We start from the raw sequence: 16,708 nt of genomic DNA, 5'->3' as shown, positions 1-16,708 counted from the left end.
CAACGTGTGTACGGACAACTTTGCAGAAGGAATATTTTCAATAACACCAGCCTCGTTTTTCAACTGAAAAGACAGTCTGGAAACTCCGAGAGCAATTCTGCAAACTTGCCTTAAAAACCACAAGTCAAAACACCTCTTCCGCGCGCAGGGTCCGCATGCGTTTCATGTAGCGCAGGCAGTAGATACCAAAAGCCAATGGCGCCTGCGTCAGGTAGCGCCGCCGGACCGCGAATTCTTCCTGGCGCGCCTTGATCCGGTTGGCCGAGGACAGGCTGCCGGCATGGTCGCGGAACACCGCCAGCGGGCGGTCGACGGTCGACGGCCGCGCCACCCGGCCCAGGCGCAGCCAGAGGTCGACGTCCATCGCGTACTTCAGCTGTTCGTCGAACATGCCGACCCGGCCGAAGGCGCTGCGGCGGATGAAGACGGCCGGATGCGGCACCCAGGCGCGGCCGGCGGCGAAGGAATCGAAGCTGAACGGCAGCATCGGATAAGGCGGCACCAGGGCTCCGTTCTTGAGCACCTGCACGTTGCCGAACACCCAATCCGTCCCTTCCCTGGCGAAGCGCTCGGCAACCGTCTCCAGCACGTCGTCGCTGGCGTAGTAATCGTCCGAGTGCAGGTGGGCCACGTATTCGCCGGTGGCCGCTTCGATGCCCTGGTTCATGGCGCGGCTGACGCCGCCGCCGACGTCGCGCAGCACGCGCTTGCGGCCCGGGTAGGCGGCGATCATCTCCAGCGTGCCGTCGGTCGAGCCGCCGTCGACGAAGATGTGTTCGAAGTCCTGGCAGGTCTGGCGCTGCACCGAGGCAAGGGTATCGGGCAAGGTGGCGGCGCTGTTCCAGGTGCAGGTGACGATCGAGAAGGTGGGTTTGCTGGTCATGGTCATTTGGCGTAGAGATCGAGTAGTTGAGGGATGGCGCGCGACACGTCCATCGCGAAGGAATCCGGGAGCGGCACCGTCACTGGCGCACGTCCCAGCATGCCGACCAGCCGCTCCACCAGCCGCGGCATGGTCTCGGCCAGCTGCAGCTGGCCGTCGTAATATTGGTAGGCGGCCAGCTCCGGCGTGCCGCCGCGCGCCAGCGCCACGCACTGCTTGCCGAGCGCCAGCGCTTCCAGCACGGTGGTGGAGCAGGCTTCCTCGCACACCGACGGCACCACCAGCACGTGGCTGCGCGCCGACAGCTTGATGACCTCGCCATAGGGCTGCCAGCCGAGGAAGCGCACCTGCGGACCGGCGTAGCGGCTCTCGAGCTGCTCGCGCAGCGGGCCGTCGCCGACGATGGTGACCCGCGCATGCGGCGGCAGCCAGCCGGCGACCTGGCCCAGGAATTCGCCGAAGCCCTTGCCGGTATCGATGCGTCCCACCAGCAGCACCTCCCCTGCCCGGAGCTCGCCGGCTTGAGCCGCGAGCTCGCGCAGGAAGGGATAGCGGATGAAGTTGTGGATCACGCAAGCGCGCGACAGGTCGGCGTCCGGCACCGAGCGCAGGAAGGCGCGGCGCAGGAAGTCGGACACGAACACCGTCTTGTGGCGCGCGAAGGACTCGGCCGTTTCGGAACGGTAGCGCTGTACGGCAAAGCCAGAAACGGTCCGGCGTAGCGAATTCGGCGCCGGATGGATACAGGCGGCGCAGTCGCGCCGGTCGCGCGTCTCGCACACATGCCCTTCCTTGAAGCGCAGGTGGGTCACGCATTCGCTGCCCTGGTCGTGCCGGGTCTGGACGAAGTTCATCGTCGGCGGCACGTAGCGCCCCACCATCGGCAGGTGGCCGTGGTAGTGCACCACGTCGTACTGGCCGGCCTCGCGCATCAGCGCGCGCGCCACCCGCCGCGCGAACCAGGGGCGCTTGACCGGGTTGAAGAAGCCCAGCTGGGACTCCTTCCAGCCGGGCCGCGCAAACGCGAAGCCGGGCAGCAGCCGGCCGTGGAAGCCGATCTCGCGAGCAGCCTCGGCATGGAAGCGGTCGCTGCGTCCCATGATGTCGACTTCATGTCCCTGCTCCAGCAGGGCGTTGGACAGGGTGACGACATGCTTGCCCAGGCCGCCGATCTGGGTGCCCGGCAAATCCTCCGATACCATCAGGATCTTCAAACTGCTTTCCTCATCGACAATAAACCTTTGACTCTGGACCAGGCGAGAATCTTGTCGTCCTTTTCGATCACGAACAGCGCGCCCCAGGCGAACAGCAGCGCCACCGTCAGCAGCACCAGCAGCACGAGGTCGAGCGGACCGCCGTCGAACAGGCGATTGCCGGCGTCGGCGAGCACGGCCACCAGGCCAACCCCGAACACGCTCGGCAGGTAGGCATGGCGCACCAGGTCCTTCATCCGCGCCGGCACGGTGCGGCCGTGTACCGCCGCCAGGAAGATGCAGGTCATCAGCACCGATGCAATCAGGTGGCCCCAGGCGGCGCCGACGATGCCCCAGCCATCCACGCCGAACCACACCACGACCAGGCCGAAGGCCGCGCGCACCAGCGCGAACATGCCGCTGACACGCGGATGCCCCATGCCGTCGTTGACCAGCGACGGCAGGCTGGTGAGCGAATCGATGAACTGCGACAGCGCCATCACCGCCAGCACCACCTGGCCGGCGCGCGCGAACTGCGGATTCATCCAGTAATACAGGATCTGGTAGGAGAACACGGCCACCAGCACCAGCACCGAGGCGTTGATGAACACGACATAGCGGCTGGCCTTCAGGTAGAGGGCGCGCAGGCGCTCCAGCTCGCCGCGCGCGGCCAGGGCGCTGGCGGCCGGGAACAGCACCCCCGACAGGCGGAAGGTCAGGCTGAGGATGCGGTTCGCCAGGGTCGAGGCCACCGTGAAATACGCCAGCCCGGTCACCCCCACCAGGGCGCCGATGATCAGCTTGTCCGCATAGGCATACGACAGACCGGCGAAACGGCTGAGGAAGGAATAGGCGGAAAAGCCCAGCAGCTCGCGCCGGATCTGGGCGCCCGGCCGGCGCCAGGCGAGTTCCGGCAGCAGGCGGCGGATGCAGCGCCACAGCACCACGCAGTTGATCGCGCTGGTGACGACGCGCAGCAGGATCACCTCGAACAGGCCATGGCCCAGCATCAACACGGCCACCGTCAGCAGCGGCACGCCGGTGCCGAACACCATCTCGATCCGGCCGGCGATGTCGTAGCGCATCAGCGATTGCGGGATGCTCTGCAGATAGCTCTGCAGCTGGCCGAGGAAGAAACCGAGCGCCGCCAGCTTCAGGGTGGCGGCGGCCTCGCCCACCAGCTGCGGCGGCACCGAGAACACGCGGGTGACGAAGAAGTGGGCGCCGCCATACAGCCCGATGGCGCCAAGGAGGCCCAGCAGCGAATAGACGGCCAGGCCGAAGAACACGGTCTCGTCGATGCGCTTCTGGTCCTGGCGTGCATTGAATTCGGCGATGTACTTGACCGAGCCGGCGGTGACGTTGATGTCGATGACGGCGAAATAGCCGACGATGGCGGTGACCAGCGAATACACGCCGTAGTTCGCATCGCCCAGGCCCTTGACCACCAGCGGTACGGTGCCCAGGGCGACCAGCGCGGGAATGACGGCGCCGAGCAGGTTGGAGAAGGCGTTGCGAACCAGGCTCGGAGTCATCTCACAGCCGGGCTTGCGCCGGCACCAGGTTGACGTGGCCGCGCTTGTTCGTCTCCCTTACCGGCTGGACGGCAGCTTCGCGGCACACGGCCATCGCCACATAAGGCAGGGCCAGGCAGATCGCCAGCATCTGGGTCGTGCGCACCTGCGGGAACGGCGTGCCGACCAGCAGGTCGGGCAGCATGAAGGCCAGCCCGGCGGCGCCGGCGGTCGCCACCCCGAGCACCTCCGGCGACACGGTCCGCAGCGCGCGGCGCGCGAAGGCGGCGAAGGCGAAGATGGTGCCGCCCAGCAGGACCAGCCCGGGCAGGCCGGCTTTCAGGGCGATGTGCAGCACGCCGCTGTGCAGGAACAGGCCGCCGTCCGGATTGGCCTGCCACGAAATGTGCTGGTAGCCCGTGTAGCGGCCCCAGGTGCCGATGCCGGTGAGCGGATGCGACAGGAAGTCGCCCATTGCGAACTTCAGCTCCAGCACCCGTTCGCTCTCGCTGCCGAAACGCTTCGACTGCATGTCGAAGAACAGGCTGGACAGGCCATGCGCGCCCTTGGTCTGGCCGAGACGCTTGAACGCGGCGTACAGCAATCCCACTCCTACCACCGGCGTGCCCAGCACCATCAGCTGGAGGCGGCGCTGCATCGGGAAGCGCATCATGACGATCAGGCCGGCCAGCACGAAGCCGATCCAGGCGGTGCGGCGGTAGGACAGCACCACGCACATGGCGGTCACGCACAGGGTGGCCCATTCGACCAGGTGCCAGAAACTGCCGCGCCTGGTTTTCACGATCTGGAACAGGTTGACGGCGGCGATCGCAAACGCGATCGTGCACAGCAGGCTGTCGTTGATGTCGAAGAAGGTCAGCTTGATCTTCAGGCCGTTCATGTTGGCATAGACGTTGTTCGGGTCGCCCTTGAAGATCGCCCAGCGCACCAGGCCGAACAGCGCACGGCCCAGGCCCGCCAGCATGATGAAGCGCGACAGTTCCACCACATCGTCGCGGGTACGGAAGGACAGCAGCAGCAGCGAGACCAGCGGCGCCATCCAGATGATGTTGGAGAAGCCGGCCACCGTCAGGATGTCCTGCAGCTTGACGTCCATGAACAGGCCCACCGCGACATGGCCGCAGAGCAGCAGGAACCAGGCGAGGAACCAGGGCCGCAGGTTGCACGGCGGGGTCGGAAAACGCTGGAAGTTGGCCGACACGCGGGCGCAGCACCAGAACGCGAACATCATCCAGAACAGCAGCGGGAACAGCAGCACGCCGGAACCGCGGGTGTAGATGCCGGGCGAGCCCGCGGTCGACAGCGAGCCGTAGGTGGTCGAGTTCATGCAGAAGAACACCAGCATGTAGGCATACGCCAGCCAGCGCGGCCGCACCATCCCGATGCCGGCACCGACCACCGCCAGCAGGCACAGCAGTGCGACGATGATGAAAGGCAGCGAGGTGTAGACGTAGAGGATGAAGTTCTGCATCGAAGACCGCTATCCGTGGTTGGTGGCCGCGCCCAGCAGGCGGCTGCGCGCCTGCGGGTCGAGCGCACCGAGCATCTGGTTGACGAAGCGGTCCTGGACCTTGTAGGCATTGCCCTCGTCGGCCTCGATGGTCGAGACGCGCACCAGCATGCCGTCCGGGATGCGGCCCGACAGGCCGTACATGAAGCGCTGCAGCTTCTGGTCGAGGCCCGACATCACGGCCTTGTCGCCGATCGTGACCCAGTAGGTGATCGGCTCGTTGCGCGCGTTCTGGCGCGCCACCAGGCGCTTGACCGGCAACTTGCCGAAGCCGGTCGCCAGCTCGTCGCGGCGGTCCTTGAGCATGTCGAAGCCCTGCGCCACGTAGCAAACCTCGGGCAGGTGCAATTGCAGCTGCTTGCTCTGGTCGCCGCCGTAGGCAATCGACAGCATCACGCGCTGTCCCTGGGCGTTGATATAGGTGCGCGACAGGGTCTGGTCGTAGAGCGCGGCGATCAGTTCCTTCTGGTTCGGATCGGGTGTCAGCGGCACCACGCTGTTGTCGATGGTCCAACCGGCGAAGCTCTTCGGGATCATCGTGTCGAGATTGAAGTTGGCGCGGGCGTCGGCCACCTTCTGGGTCGGCGTCAGGGCGCCGGTCAGGGCCGAGGTGCCGGCCATCGCCACGCCCAGGATCACGCTGGCGGCAAATTTGCGGTTCATGCGGCCTCCCTGGTGCGCAGCGGCGCGTTCTTCGCCTCCCTGCGGCGGATGGTCCACTGCAGGGCCGAGTCGATCGACAGGATCAGCACCAGCGCGGTCACGAACAGCACCATGCCGGCAAAGCCGTGCAGGAAGCCCTGCCCCGCCGCGTCGCCGTAGTAATAGGTGATCAGGGTCAGCACGATCACGCGGATCACGTTGGCCGAGAACGAGATCGGGATGATGAACAGGGCCAGGCCGACGTTGCGGAAGGCCGAGGGGTGGCGCATCAGGTTCAGGTAGAACAGGCCCAGCGCCTCCAGCGTGAGCAGGGTCTGCAGGCCGGCGCAGGCATCGGCCACCAGCAACTGGTACTGGCCGATCTGCAGGATCACGCCGGAGCGGCTGATCGGGTAACCGAAGGCGAACAGGATGTGCTCGGTGCCCCAGGAGACCGCCATCTTCATCGGCATCGTCACCGCCGCCACGAATTCGCTGGGCAGCGGCACCATGAAGATCATGAAGAAGAACGGGAACCACAGCACGCGCATGGAGCGCCCGCCGCGCTTGATCAAGAGCACCGACATCATCACCAGGATGATCGACAGCACTTCGAGCATCAGGATCTTCTGCGAGCGCCCCAGCATGTGGGTCAGCAGGCCGATCGCCAGGATGGGCCAGCCGGTCCAACTGGCGCGCGGCGGCGTGGTCGCTTCCAGCATCTCCGGCCACTTGCGGTAGATCAGCCACAAGGCCAGGCCGAAGATGATCGGGCCATGGCCCTGCTCTTCGCCGACCCAGGCCCCGGTGAACAGGTCGTAGAAAGTCGGGACGAACAGCACGGCCAGGCCGAGCAGTACCGGCCACCATTCGGGCAGCGCGGCACGGAAAGAGCGCATCGAGCGAATGGCCAGCGTGTTCATTTCAGAACTCCATCACCACCGAACCGAGGATCTCGCAGCCGGCGTCGACCAGATGTTCGGCGGTGCGGCCGATGTGCGAAATACGGGTGTAGTTCTTGCGCGTGACCAGCAGCGCGCCGCCGGCACGGCTGGCGACCGCGATCGCGTCGACCCCGACATGGAAGGGCGGCACGTCGTACAGCACCACGTCGTAGCGGCTCTCGAGCATGGTGTTGAGGTTGCGGAAGCCCTCGCGCGCCAGCAGTTCCTGGGGGTTCGGCGGCAGCGTCCCGGCCGGCATCACCGACAGGTCGACGAAGGCCGGCACCCGTGCGATGACGTCGAGGTCGGCGCGTCCGGCCAGCAGGTCGGACAGGCCGGCGCGCGGCTTGATCGCGAACGCATCCTGCTGGCGCGGGGCGCGCAGGTTGGCGTCCACCAGCAGGGTTTGCTCGCCGAGCTGGGAGAACACGATCGCCAGGTTGGCCGCGAATAGCGCGGCGCCGTCGTCCTGGTCGACGCCGACGATGGCCAGGGCGCGCCGTCCGCGTGCGAACCAGCGCAGCATCAGCTGGCTGCGGATCGCGCGCAGCGACTCGACCTGCGGCGAGAACGGTTCATAAGCGGCGATCAGCTTGGGCGACAGCCCGGCCTGCCCTTTCTGCAGATAGGGATAGGAGAACTGGCGCGCCAGCACCTGCTGGATGTCGTCCTCGCTCACCAGGCCCAGGCGCACGGCCGCTTCGCCGAAGCGGATGCCGGTTTCCTTCTGCATGCGCAGCACGCGTTCGGCGTCTTCCGGATTGAGCTTGCCCGAATCGAGCAGGAGGGCGCCCATGCTCATTTCGGCGGCGTGGTCGGCGTGGACGGCGGATAGCATCGGAGAATTCATGGTCTGTCCTCGATCAGTTCAGGCGCAGCAGGCGGCGCGGTGCCAGGGAGCGGATACCGCCGAGACGGCCGCGCGCCGGTTTCCATTCGATGGTGCCGAGCACCGGGATGCCCAGCATGTCCTTGACGTCGCTGGGCGAGCGCACCGGGCGGTTCAGCAGTTCCAGCAGCAGGGCCAGGCCGACGCCCAGCACGGTGCCGGCCAGGATGCCGATCAGGGTGTTCAGCAGCACGCGCGGGCCGGACGGCTCGGTCGGCGCCACGGCCGGGTTCAGCAGCGAGATGTCGGACTGCTCGGACTGGGCTTCGATACGGGTCTGCGAGAAGCGCTGCGAAGCGGCGTCGAAGGCGCGCTGGGCGCTGTCGAGATCCTTCAGCAGCACGCCGAGTTCGTCGCGGGCGCGGTTCAGTTCCAGCACCTTGGCCTTCTGCTGGGCGACGGCTTCGCGCAGCTCGGATTCGCGGGCACGCAGCACCTGGGCATTCGCGCCGACGCTGCGGGAGACGGTGCCGAGGGCGGCGTTCAGCTCGCCGCGCACCTTGTCCAGCTCGGCCTTGGCGGCCTGGTACTGCGGGTGATTCTTGCCGTAGCGCTGGGAGGTGTCGGCGAACTTGCCTTCGGCGGTCGCCAGGTTGGCGCGCATCTGCTGGATCAGGGCATTGTTGGCGACGTCCGGCGAGGTCAGGGCCGAACCGGCGGCGGCCTGGCGCGAGTTGCCTTCCATCGCGGCGGTCTGTGCCTGGACCAGCTGGCCGGACAGGTCGTTCAGGCGCGACAGTTCGACGTCGACGCGGTTGTTGTCGAGACTGACGATGCCCTTCTCCTGCTGGTATTTGGAGAGGCGGGCCTGGGCGGCTTCGAGGTTGTCGCGCAGCTGCTTGGTCTGTTCATTGAAGTACGACGAGGCTTTCTTGGCCGGCTCGGTCTTGAGCTGGACGGTGATCTTCTGGTACTCGTCGGCGAATGCGTTGGCGACCGCCGCCGCGAAGGCCGGGTCGGCGCCCTTGAAACTGATCTCGACCACCGAGGATTCGCGCGAGGGCACGATCTCGAGCTTCTTCAGCAGCAGGTCGGCCAGCCAGTCGCGCACCGAGCCACGGCCTTCGGTGGCTTCGTTGAACTGCTGGATCACGGCCGGGCTGCTGGCCAGGTGCAGCGCATCGACCACCCGCAGCGCCACGTTCTTGCTGCTGATGATGTCGATCTGGGTGGCCATATAGCCCGGCAGCAGCTGACCCGGCATGGTCAGTCCGGTCAGCGGATCCACCCCCTTGTAGTTCAACAGAACGGATGCTGTCGCCTTGTACGTCTTGGATTGGATCAGGCTGAACCCGAGGGCCAGCGCGACCGTGACCAGCAGGGTCGTCAGGATGATCTTCTTCCGTGCAAGCAAGATCAGCAGGAATTGATGAACGTTCATGATGAACCTTTTTCAAAACGGGGTGGAACAGGAAACCGGGACTGCCTTACACAAAAATCAGAACCACGATTCGCGCACCGTGATGACGTCGTCGGTCTGCACCAGGTCGTCGTTCTTCACGTCGATCGTATGCGCCACGCCGCTCGCATCCTTGCGGGTCACGCGCAGGCCGCGCTGGGTGCCGCGCTGGGTCAGGCCGCCGCCGGCCGAGACGGCCTGCTGCACGGTCATCGCGCGCTCGATGCGGAACGGACCCGGACGGTTCACTTCGCCGGAGATGTAGGCGCGCGGTGCGCGTTCGACGAAGATGATGTCGCCGCCGGCCACTTCGTAGTCGCGGTCCAGTTCACCCTTGCGCACCATGTCGACGATGTCGATGGTTTCGCGGGTGGTCTTGCCGTTACGGTTGCGTACCAGGCTGACCATGTCGCCTCCATCCTGACTGATGCCGCCGGCGATCGCCAGCAAATCGAGCACCTTGCGCTTGCCCTCGATCGGATAGCGTCCCGGGCGGTTGACCTGGCCCAGCACCGACACCTGCTGGCTGGCCAGGGTGGTGATCAACAGGTTGACCTGGGCCTTCTTCAGGTAGCCGCCCTTCTCCAGCAGGCCGCCGATCTTCTTCTCGGCCTGCTGCGTGGTCAGGCCGCCGACCTGCACCTCACCCAGCAGCGGGAAGGTCATGCTGCCGGCTTCGGAGACGCGGGTCTCGGTGGCCAGGTCCGGGCTGCCGTAGACCGTTGCCTTGACCACATCGCCCGGGCCCAGCACCACTTCGGCGGCGCTGGTAAAACCGGCGGCCAATGCCAGGGTTGCTGCGATCATCCAGTGTACGAGTCGTTTCATTTTTGTTCCCTCTTTTTGATCAATGTTGAACGTGTCACTTCAGTCCGGCGACGCCGCGGTCGAGCGCTGCCTTGTCGGCATTGTTTTCCGATGCCGGCGCCGGTGTCGCGGCGGCACCGTTGGCCGGTACGCCGCCCTGCTGGTCGGCAACCGGCACCCCGTTGGTCCTCGCCACCGCGCTGGTCGGCGCACCGCCAGCCGGCAGCGTCGGCGCCGATTTCGGGTCGGGCATCAGCGATTTGTTCAGGTACTCGATCTTGGCGTCGGCACGCAGGCGCTGCAGCTCGGCCGTAGCCAGCTCCTTGTTTTTCTTGTTGACCAGGAACTGCTCGATCTGCGGCGAGGCAACCGCCAGCGTGACCGGTGCGTCCTTGACTTCGGTCACCGAAATGAACATCGCACGTGAACCTTCCTTGACCACGAACAGCTGCCCCTTCGGCATGCCGAGCAGCTTCGACGACAGCTCAGGCGGCACGTCGGCCGTGCTGCGGGTGACCTGGGTGCGTCCATACTTGAGCTTGTGGGCATCCAGCCAGACCGCGACTTCCTCCAGCGACTTGGCGCTGTCGGCGGCGGCCCGTACTTCCGGCGTCAGGTCGTTGGCACCGATCACGATTTCGCTCATGCTGAACTGCTTGCGGTTGGAGAAGAATTCCGGATGGGCATTGAAGTAATCCTCGACCTCTTTCGGCGTCGGCTTGGTCACGTTGCCGACCCGCTTCTGCAGATAGGCCTGGGCGATGATCAGCGACTTGGCGCGGTCGATCGCCTGCATGACCTTGGGATCGCGGTCCAGGTTTTCCTTGGCCGCTGCCTCCTCCAGCAACTGGCGGTCGATCAGGACCTGAAGCAATTGCTTGCTGGCGGTGTCCTGCTGGGCCGCCGAGACGCCTGCCCGCTGCAGCTCCTCGTTCAGCTGCAGCACCGTGACTTCTTCGCCGTTGACGCTGGCCAGCGCTTGTCCCGGTTTCTTTTCCTTGGCCTTGTCGCCGCACGCGCTCAAGGTTGCCGCAACGAGGATCAGCGCGGCGCACAGCACGCGTTTCGGAGTGGAGGGGGCATGGCTCGTTTTCATGGCCGCCAGGTGGTGTGTGTTCACTTTAGTTTCCTTGGGTTGGTGGGAACTCTTTTTATGACGAAGATGTCTCACATTTCAGTCTGCTACTGATGCATTCTGGGTGCCGCACGCTTGGGGCTCTGTTCGTCGGCTAACACTCAACCTTCGCCTTGCGTGCGGTTCTCGTGTCAGGCCGCGGCCCGGTTCTCCTGCGCTTCCATCAGTTCGACGAAAGCGGCATAGGCGCGGCGCAGGCCCTCCGGCAGCGGGGTCGTGGCCTGCCAGCCGAGCTGCCTGAGCTTCGAGACGTCCAGCAGCTTGCGCGGCGTGCCGTCCGGCTTGCTGGTATCGAAGCCGATGCGTCCCTTGTAGCCGACCACCTCGCCCACCAGCCGCGCCAGCTCGGCGATGGTGACGTCCTCGCCGGTGCCGACGTTGATGTGCGAATGCATCGGATCGGTGAGCTTCGCATAGGTGTCGTGGTCGAGGTTCATCACATGGACGCAGGCGGCCGCCATGTCGTCGACATAGAGGAATTCGCGCATCGGCTTGCCGCTGCCCCAGATCACGACTTCCGGCGCATTCGCCAGCTTGGCTTCGTGGAAGCGCCGCATCAGGGCCGGGATCACGTGGCTGTTTTCCGGGTGGTAGTTGTCGCCCGGACCGTAGAGATTGGTCGGCATCACGCTGCGGTAGTCGGTGCCGTACTGGCGGTTGTAGCTCTCGCACAGCTTGATTCCGGCAATCTTGGCCATGGCGTAGGGTTCGTTGGTCGGCTCCAGCGTGCCGCTCATCAGGTACTCTTCCTTGATCGGCTGCGGCGCCATGCGCGGGTAGATGCAGGACGAGCCCAGGAACAGCAGCTTTTGCACCCCGTTGACCCTGGCTTCGTGCACGACATTGGCCTGCACCATCATGTTGTCGTAGATGAAGTCCGCCGGGTAGCTATTGTTGGCGTGGATGCCGCCGACCTTCGCGGCCGCCAGGTAGACCTGGTCGATGGCTTCGTTACGGAAGAATTGGCGGACCTGCTCCTGGTCCGTCAGCTCCAGTTCCTGGTGGCTGCGGGTAATGATATTCGTATGGCCTTGCGCGCGCAGGGCGCGCACGATGGCCGAGCCGACCAGGCCGTTATGGCCGGCGACGTAGATGCGAGGCTGAGTATTCAACGTTCACTCCATTGAAATTGCAACGTTGTAACCATGCGATGCCAGCAGTTTGTGGCGGCGCGCCGTGTCCAGATCGGACGCCACCATTTCCTGCACCATCGCCGCGAAAGGGGTGCGCGGTTCCCAGCCGAGGCGTTCGCGCGCCTTGCCCGGATCGCCCAGCAGCGTGTCGACCTCCGTCGGACGGAAATATTGGGGATCGACCGCAACGATCGGCTGCCCCATCACCACCCCCGGCGCCTTGTCGCCGCTGAGGGAAGCGACGACGCCGCGCTCGTTCACGCCCTCGCCCTGCCAGGCGATTTCCATGCCCAGCTCGCGCGCGGCGAGCTCGACGAAGGTACGCACCGAGTACTGGCGGCCGGTGGCGATCACGTAGTCCTCGGGCTTGTCCTGCTGCAGCATCAGCCATTGCATCTCGACATAGTCGCGCGCGTGGCCCCAGTCGCGCATGGCGTCCAGGTTGCCGAGGAAGAGTTGCTGCTCCAGGCCCTGGGCGATGTTGGCGAGGCCGCGCGTGATCTTGCGGGTGACGAAGGTCTCGCCGCGGCGCGGAGATTCGTGGTTGAACAGGATGCCGTTGCAGGCATACATGCCATAGGCTTCGCGGTAATTAACCGTGATCCAGTAGGCATACAGCTTGGCGACCGCGTAGGGGCTGCGCGGATAGAAAGGCGTGGTCTCGCGCTGCGGGGTTTCCTGCACCAGGCCGTAAAGCTCGGAGGTCGATGCCTGGTAGAAGCGGGTCTTCTTTTCCAGGCCCAGGAAGCGGATCGCTTCCAGCAGGCGCAGGGTGCCGATGCCGTCGACGTCGGCCGTGTATTCCGGCGACTCGAAGGACACCGCCACATGGCTCATGGCGCCCAGGTTGTAGACCTCGTCCGGCTTGACTTCGCACATGATGCGATTCAGGTTCGAGGTGTCCGACAGATCGCCGTAGTGCAGGAAGAAATTCTTGTTTTCGACGTGGGGATCCTGGTAGATGTGGTCGATGCGCCCGGTATTGAACAGCGAAGCGCGCCGCTTGATCCCGTGTACCTCGTAACCCTTCGAGAGCAGCAGTTCGGCGAGGTACGAGCCGTCCTGTCCGGTCACTCCTGTGATCAGCGCTTTTTTCATGTTCTTGCTTGCCTTTCAGGTAGCAGTCCACATGGGTCTGCCCCTTAAATATTGCAATCTCATCAATTATTCTACGCAGCTCAATCGAGCCCGCAAGCGCCGATCCGATTGAATCCACCCCTTTAAGTCAACCTTAAGTAGACTTAATTTCCGACAAAACACACTTAAAATGCGTTTTCTCGCGTCAATACGACCTTCACCGTCCTGAGCACGATCCACAGATCCAGCCACAGCGACCAGTTGCGCAGGTAATCGAGGTCGTACTGGATGCGCGCTTCCATCTTGTCCAGCGTGGCGGTTTCACCACGCAGGCCGTTGACCTGGGCCCAACCCGTGATGCCCGGCTTGACCTTGTGGCGCAACATGTAGCCCTTGATCACCTTGCGGTACTGCTCGTTGTGCGCGACCGCGTGCGGGCGCGGGCCGACGATGCTCATGCGGCCCTGCAAGACATTGACAAATTGCGGCAACTCATCCAGCGAGGTGCGGCGCAGGAAGCCGCCGATCTTCGTGATCCGGCCGTCGTTGCGCTGGGCCTGGGTGACGGTCGCGCCGTTTTCCATCACGCTCATCGAGCGGAACTTGTAGACGATGATCTCCTCGCCATACAGGCCGTAGCGGCGCTGGCGGAAGATCACCGGTCCCGGCGAACTCAGCTTCACGGCAATGGCGACCACCAGCATCAGCGGCGCCAGCAGCAGCAGGATCAGCGCGGCCAGCGCGACGTCGGAGGCGCGCTTGATGGTGCTGTTCAGGCCCATGAAAGGGGTCTCGCAGATGGCGATCACCGGCATGCCGCCGACGTTGTCGAAGCGCGCCTGCATCAGGTCGAAGATGTAGACGTCGGGCAGGAAATAGACCGAGGCCGTGGTGTCCTGCAATTCGTCGATCAGCTTGCGGATGCGCGGCTGGGCCGAAATCGGCTGGCTGATGAAAATCATCTTGATGCCGTGCTCGCGCACGTACTGCGCCAGCTCGCCGGTCTTGCCCAGCATCGGGTGATGCATGCCGGCCGGGATGCGGTCGTCGGTGCGGTCGTCGAAAAAGCCGCGCACCGCCATGAAGAGGTTCGGATGCTTCTCGACCACGCCGGCGAACTTCAGGCCGACGTCGTTGGCGCCCACCACCACCACCGAGCGCACCTCCTTGCTGCGGTTCGGCGAATTCGCCAGGCGCGCGGCGATGTGGCTGGTCAGCAGGATCGCGGGCGTCGCGATCGCCCAGGTGGCCAGCACGCGGGCGTCGTAGAAGTACTTCAGGCCGCTCGACGAACCGAGGAACCACAGCACGGCCAGGGTCACGGCCCAGCCGAACACGGTATCGCGCGCATAGGCCCACATGCGTCCGCTGCGCCAGGTGCGGTAGGGATCGATGTGCTGGTACACGGCCGACGAAATGAAGAAGGCCAGGATCATCAGCACCAGCATGTAGCCCGAGAACGGTTCGTGGAACAGCAGCGCGGACAGGTACAGCGTTCCCATGATGATCAGGGGATCGAGCACCCGCTGGAAAAACGAGATCAGTGGTATGTCATTGACCGTCATAGGAACCTGTTGGAACTGCCTCAGAACTGGGCGTTGGCCGTCAGCGTCACGCTGTTCGACTTGAAGCTGCCAGTACCGAGGACCACGGAGCCGCTGCGCGACTGGTGCGCCACCCCGCCCTGCACCTGCAGCAGGGGGCGTGGATGCCAGGTCGCGCGCAGGCTGGTCGTGCGGATCGCATCGCGGAGGTTGTCCGAGCCGGCAAAGTCGCGGCGCGGGTTGTAGTTGCGGCGTTCATAGGTGGCGTCGGCGTTGACCGAGATCTTGGCGGTCGCATCCCACTGGGCGCCGACGCTGGCGCCGGTGTTCTGGGTATAGCTGACCACCGTGCTTTCGAGCGGGGCGAAATCGCGCCACACCGCCGCCGTGTAGGTCATCTTGCCGCGCGGCTGGTAGGTCGCGTTGATCTTGCCGGCGAATCCGCTGGTCCGGCCTTCGCCGAAGGAAGGCTGGTTGCGGCGTGTGTAGCCGACCAGGGCATCCAGCGTGGTCGAACCGGTTGCCAGCCATCGCACGCGCGCCTTCAACTCGTCCTGGGTAAAGTTGTCGTTGAAGGCGAAGGGACCGACCGGGCGCGGGACAGGATACTTGCCCTTCACATGGCGCGCCACCAGGCCGACCGTGCTGCCGCTGCGCGCCAGGTAGTCGAGTTCGAGTTCGGAAGCGTCCTCGGTCCGGTTGTTGTAGCGGTTGCTGAGGGCTTCGTAGCTGTACTTGTCGCGCTGGAAGCCGGCCCGCACCCTCCAGGCCGAATGGAAGCGCCAGGCGCCTTCGGCGTAGCTGCTTCGGGTGCGGCGCAGGTTGCGCTCCGTGCTGGCGAAATCGGTGTACGGGGCCAGCACCTGCTCCAGCGAGGTGCCGATCTTGCCTTCGAGGTGATTTCCGAGTTGCCAATTCCAGTTCGCTTGCAAGTCCTTGCCGTCGTAGTCGAGCTGCTTGAAGTGATCGAAGCTGGTCTTCGACAGCTTGGCGACGAGCGTGATGCGCTGCCGGCTGTAGGTCTTATCGAAGATCAAGCCAGCTTCACGCGTCCACCACGAATCGCCGCGCGTGTTGTCAAAGGCGGGCTGGTCCTCGGGAACGCGCAGCAGGTTGTCGTCGTGACCGTAAGCCACGCCGCCATAGACATGCAGCGCATCGTTGGGCCCGGCGCCGGCCGGCACGGCCGGGATCGCAGCGAAGGCGGAGCAAATCAGCAGGGCAAGGGGACGCACGCGGGAATTCAACATGATTGTTTGTCTTCTTAAGGTTAAACGCGCTGGACGGATTTACCAGTACGACCAGTTACCGGTACGGACGACCCAGATCCCCAGCAGGCCGTTGGTGACGGCGTGCGCCAGGATCGGCGACCACAAGCTGCGGTGACGCATGTACAGCAGGCTGTAGGCGGCGCCCGCGACGATGCCGGCCAGCCACAGGTTATGCTCGAAGCCGAACAGCAGGACGGTGATGATGAAGCTCTTGGGACCGAGTTGAGATGGCTCAACCGAGTCGAAATTGGGGGCAGCAACCCAGCGCATCAGGAAGGAGCGCCAGAACAATTCTTCCATCACTGGCACGACCAGGGCCGCGCCGAGGATGCGGATGGCGACCAGCAGCCAGTCGATCCGGCCCTCGCTGCGAGGATCGAAACCCGCAGGCGAGCCGAAGATCATCCAGCCGGCGTCCAGGCTGACCCACAGCACCAGCACCACGACGCCGGTGGCGAGCGCGGTCAGGACCGCGGGCGTGGAAAGGCGGAAATGCCTGAGTTCGGAATAGTGGCGCCAGAACAGCGCCAGCAGCAGCACGACGGCTGCGATCTTGGCGGGATACAGCCACAGCAGCGCGGAGGAGGCGACGCCCAGGCGTTCGAGGACGTCGCCGGCGACGATGAAGAACAGATAGGCCGCGAACGGCAGGATGCGGACCCAGGCCGCACGGCTGAACATGGGTGCATCGGCCGGATGTGTCGCCGCGGCGGGTGGAGCGATGCGTTCGTCATGTTCAGTCATGT

General features: G+C 64.9%; 15 protein-coding genes. All 15 read right to left on the bottom strand.

Annotated features, from left to right (window positions below; genetic code table 11):
• Positions 1 to 124 precede the first annotated feature (124 nt).
• Entirely contained in the window at positions 125 to 883 is a 759-nt protein-coding gene (locus AC1DOP_RS25715) for a glycosyltransferase family 2 protein (RefSeq protein WP_477254094.1), read from the bottom strand.
• Positions 884 to 885: 2 nt separating this feature from the next.
• On the bottom strand, positions 886 to 2,097 hold the full coding sequence (locus AC1DOP_RS25710) for a glycosyltransferase family 4 protein (protein WP_442124339.1): 1,212 nt from the start codon (positions 2,095 to 2,097) through the stop codon (positions 886 to 888).
• Entirely contained in the window at positions 2,094 to 3,611 is a 1,518-nt protein-coding gene (locus tag AC1DOP_RS25705) for an oligosaccharide flippase family protein (protein WP_477254091.1), read from the bottom strand. Before AC1DOP_RS25705 ends, AC1DOP_RS25710 begins: the two co-directional genes overlap by 4 nt.
• Before the next feature lies 1 nt (position 3,612).
• Entirely contained in the window at positions 3,613 to 5,082 is a 1,470-nt protein-coding gene (locus AC1DOP_RS25700) for an O-antigen ligase family protein (RefSeq protein ID WP_442124337.1), read from the bottom strand.
• A 9-nt stretch (positions 5,083 to 5,091) separates the two neighbouring features.
• On the bottom strand, positions 5,092 to 5,784 hold the full coding sequence (gene epsI, locus AC1DOP_RS25695) for an exosortase-associated protein EpsI, B-type (RefSeq protein ID WP_442124336.1): 693 nt from the start codon (positions 5,782 to 5,784) through the stop codon (positions 5,092 to 5,094).
• Positions 5,781 to 6,686 carry an exosortase B gene (gene xrtB, locus AC1DOP_RS25690; RefSeq protein ID WP_442124335.1) on the bottom strand — a complete coding sequence of 302 codons (906 nt, stop codon included), beginning with the start codon at positions 6,684 to 6,686 and terminating at the stop codon, positions 5,781 to 5,783. Before xrtB ends, epsI begins: the two co-directional genes overlap by 4 nt.
• Before the next feature lies 1 nt (position 6,687).
• Complete coding sequence (epsG, locus tag AC1DOP_RS25685) at positions 6,688 to 7,557, bottom strand: chain length determinant protein tyrosine kinase EpsG (protein ID WP_442124334.1); 870 nt, start codon at positions 7,555 to 7,557, stop codon at positions 6,688 to 6,690.
• A 13-nt stretch (positions 7,558 to 7,570) separates the two neighbouring features.
• Positions 7,571 to 8,977, bottom strand: a complete 1,407-nt coding sequence (gene epsF / locus AC1DOP_RS25680) for a chain length determinant protein EpsF (RefSeq protein WP_442124333.1) — start codon at positions 8,975 to 8,977, stop codon at positions 7,571 to 7,573.
• A 57-nt stretch (positions 8,978 to 9,034) separates the two neighbouring features.
• On the bottom strand, positions 9,035 to 9,823 hold the full coding sequence (epsE, locus tag AC1DOP_RS25675; RefSeq protein ID WP_442124332.1) for a polysaccharide export protein EpsE: 789 nt from the start codon (positions 9,821 to 9,823) through the stop codon (positions 9,035 to 9,037).
• 34 nt (positions 9,824 to 9,857) lie between these two features.
• Positions 9,858 to 10,922 (bottom strand): EpsD family peptidyl-prolyl cis-trans isomerase, encoded by a 1,065-nt coding sequence (locus AC1DOP_RS25670; protein WP_442124331.1) that lies wholly within the window; start codon positions 10,920 to 10,922, stop codon positions 9,858 to 9,860.
• Between the two features lie 146 nt (positions 10,923 to 11,068).
• Positions 11,069 to 12,049 carry a GDP-L-fucose synthase gene (gene fcl / locus AC1DOP_RS25665; protein ID WP_442124330.1) on the bottom strand — a complete coding sequence of 327 codons (981 nt, stop codon included), beginning with the start codon at positions 12,047 to 12,049 and terminating at the stop codon, positions 11,069 to 11,071.
• A gap of 3 nt (positions 12,050 to 12,052) precedes the next feature.
• Complete coding sequence (gene gmd / locus AC1DOP_RS25660) at positions 12,053 to 13,168, bottom strand: GDP-mannose 4,6-dehydratase (protein ID WP_442124329.1); 1,116 nt, start codon at positions 13,166 to 13,168, stop codon at positions 12,053 to 12,055.
• 164 nt (positions 13,169 to 13,332) lie between these two features.
• A complete protein-coding gene (locus AC1DOP_RS25655; RefSeq protein WP_442124328.1) occupies positions 13,333 to 14,712 on the bottom strand; it encodes an undecaprenyl-phosphate glucose phosphotransferase in 1,380 nt (459 codons plus the stop codon).
• A 20-nt stretch (positions 14,713 to 14,732) separates the two neighbouring features.
• On the bottom strand, positions 14,733 to 15,941 hold the full coding sequence (gene epsL / locus AC1DOP_RS25650) for an XrtB/PEP-CTERM-associated polysaccharide biosynthesis outer membrane protein EpsL (protein WP_442124327.1): 1,209 nt from the start codon (positions 15,939 to 15,941) through the stop codon (positions 14,733 to 14,735).
• A gap of 39 nt (positions 15,942 to 15,980) precedes the next feature.
• On the bottom strand, positions 15,981 to 16,706 hold the full coding sequence (locus AC1DOP_RS25645) for a CAAX prenyl protease-related protein (protein ID WP_442124326.1): 726 nt from the start codon (positions 16,704 to 16,706) through the stop codon (positions 15,981 to 15,983).
• Positions 16,707 to 16,708 lie beyond the last annotated feature (2 nt).

It is taken from the genome of Massilia sp. 01N410 (assembly GCF_056399665.1).
This window is presented reverse-complemented; position numbering and strand designations above follow the sequence as displayed.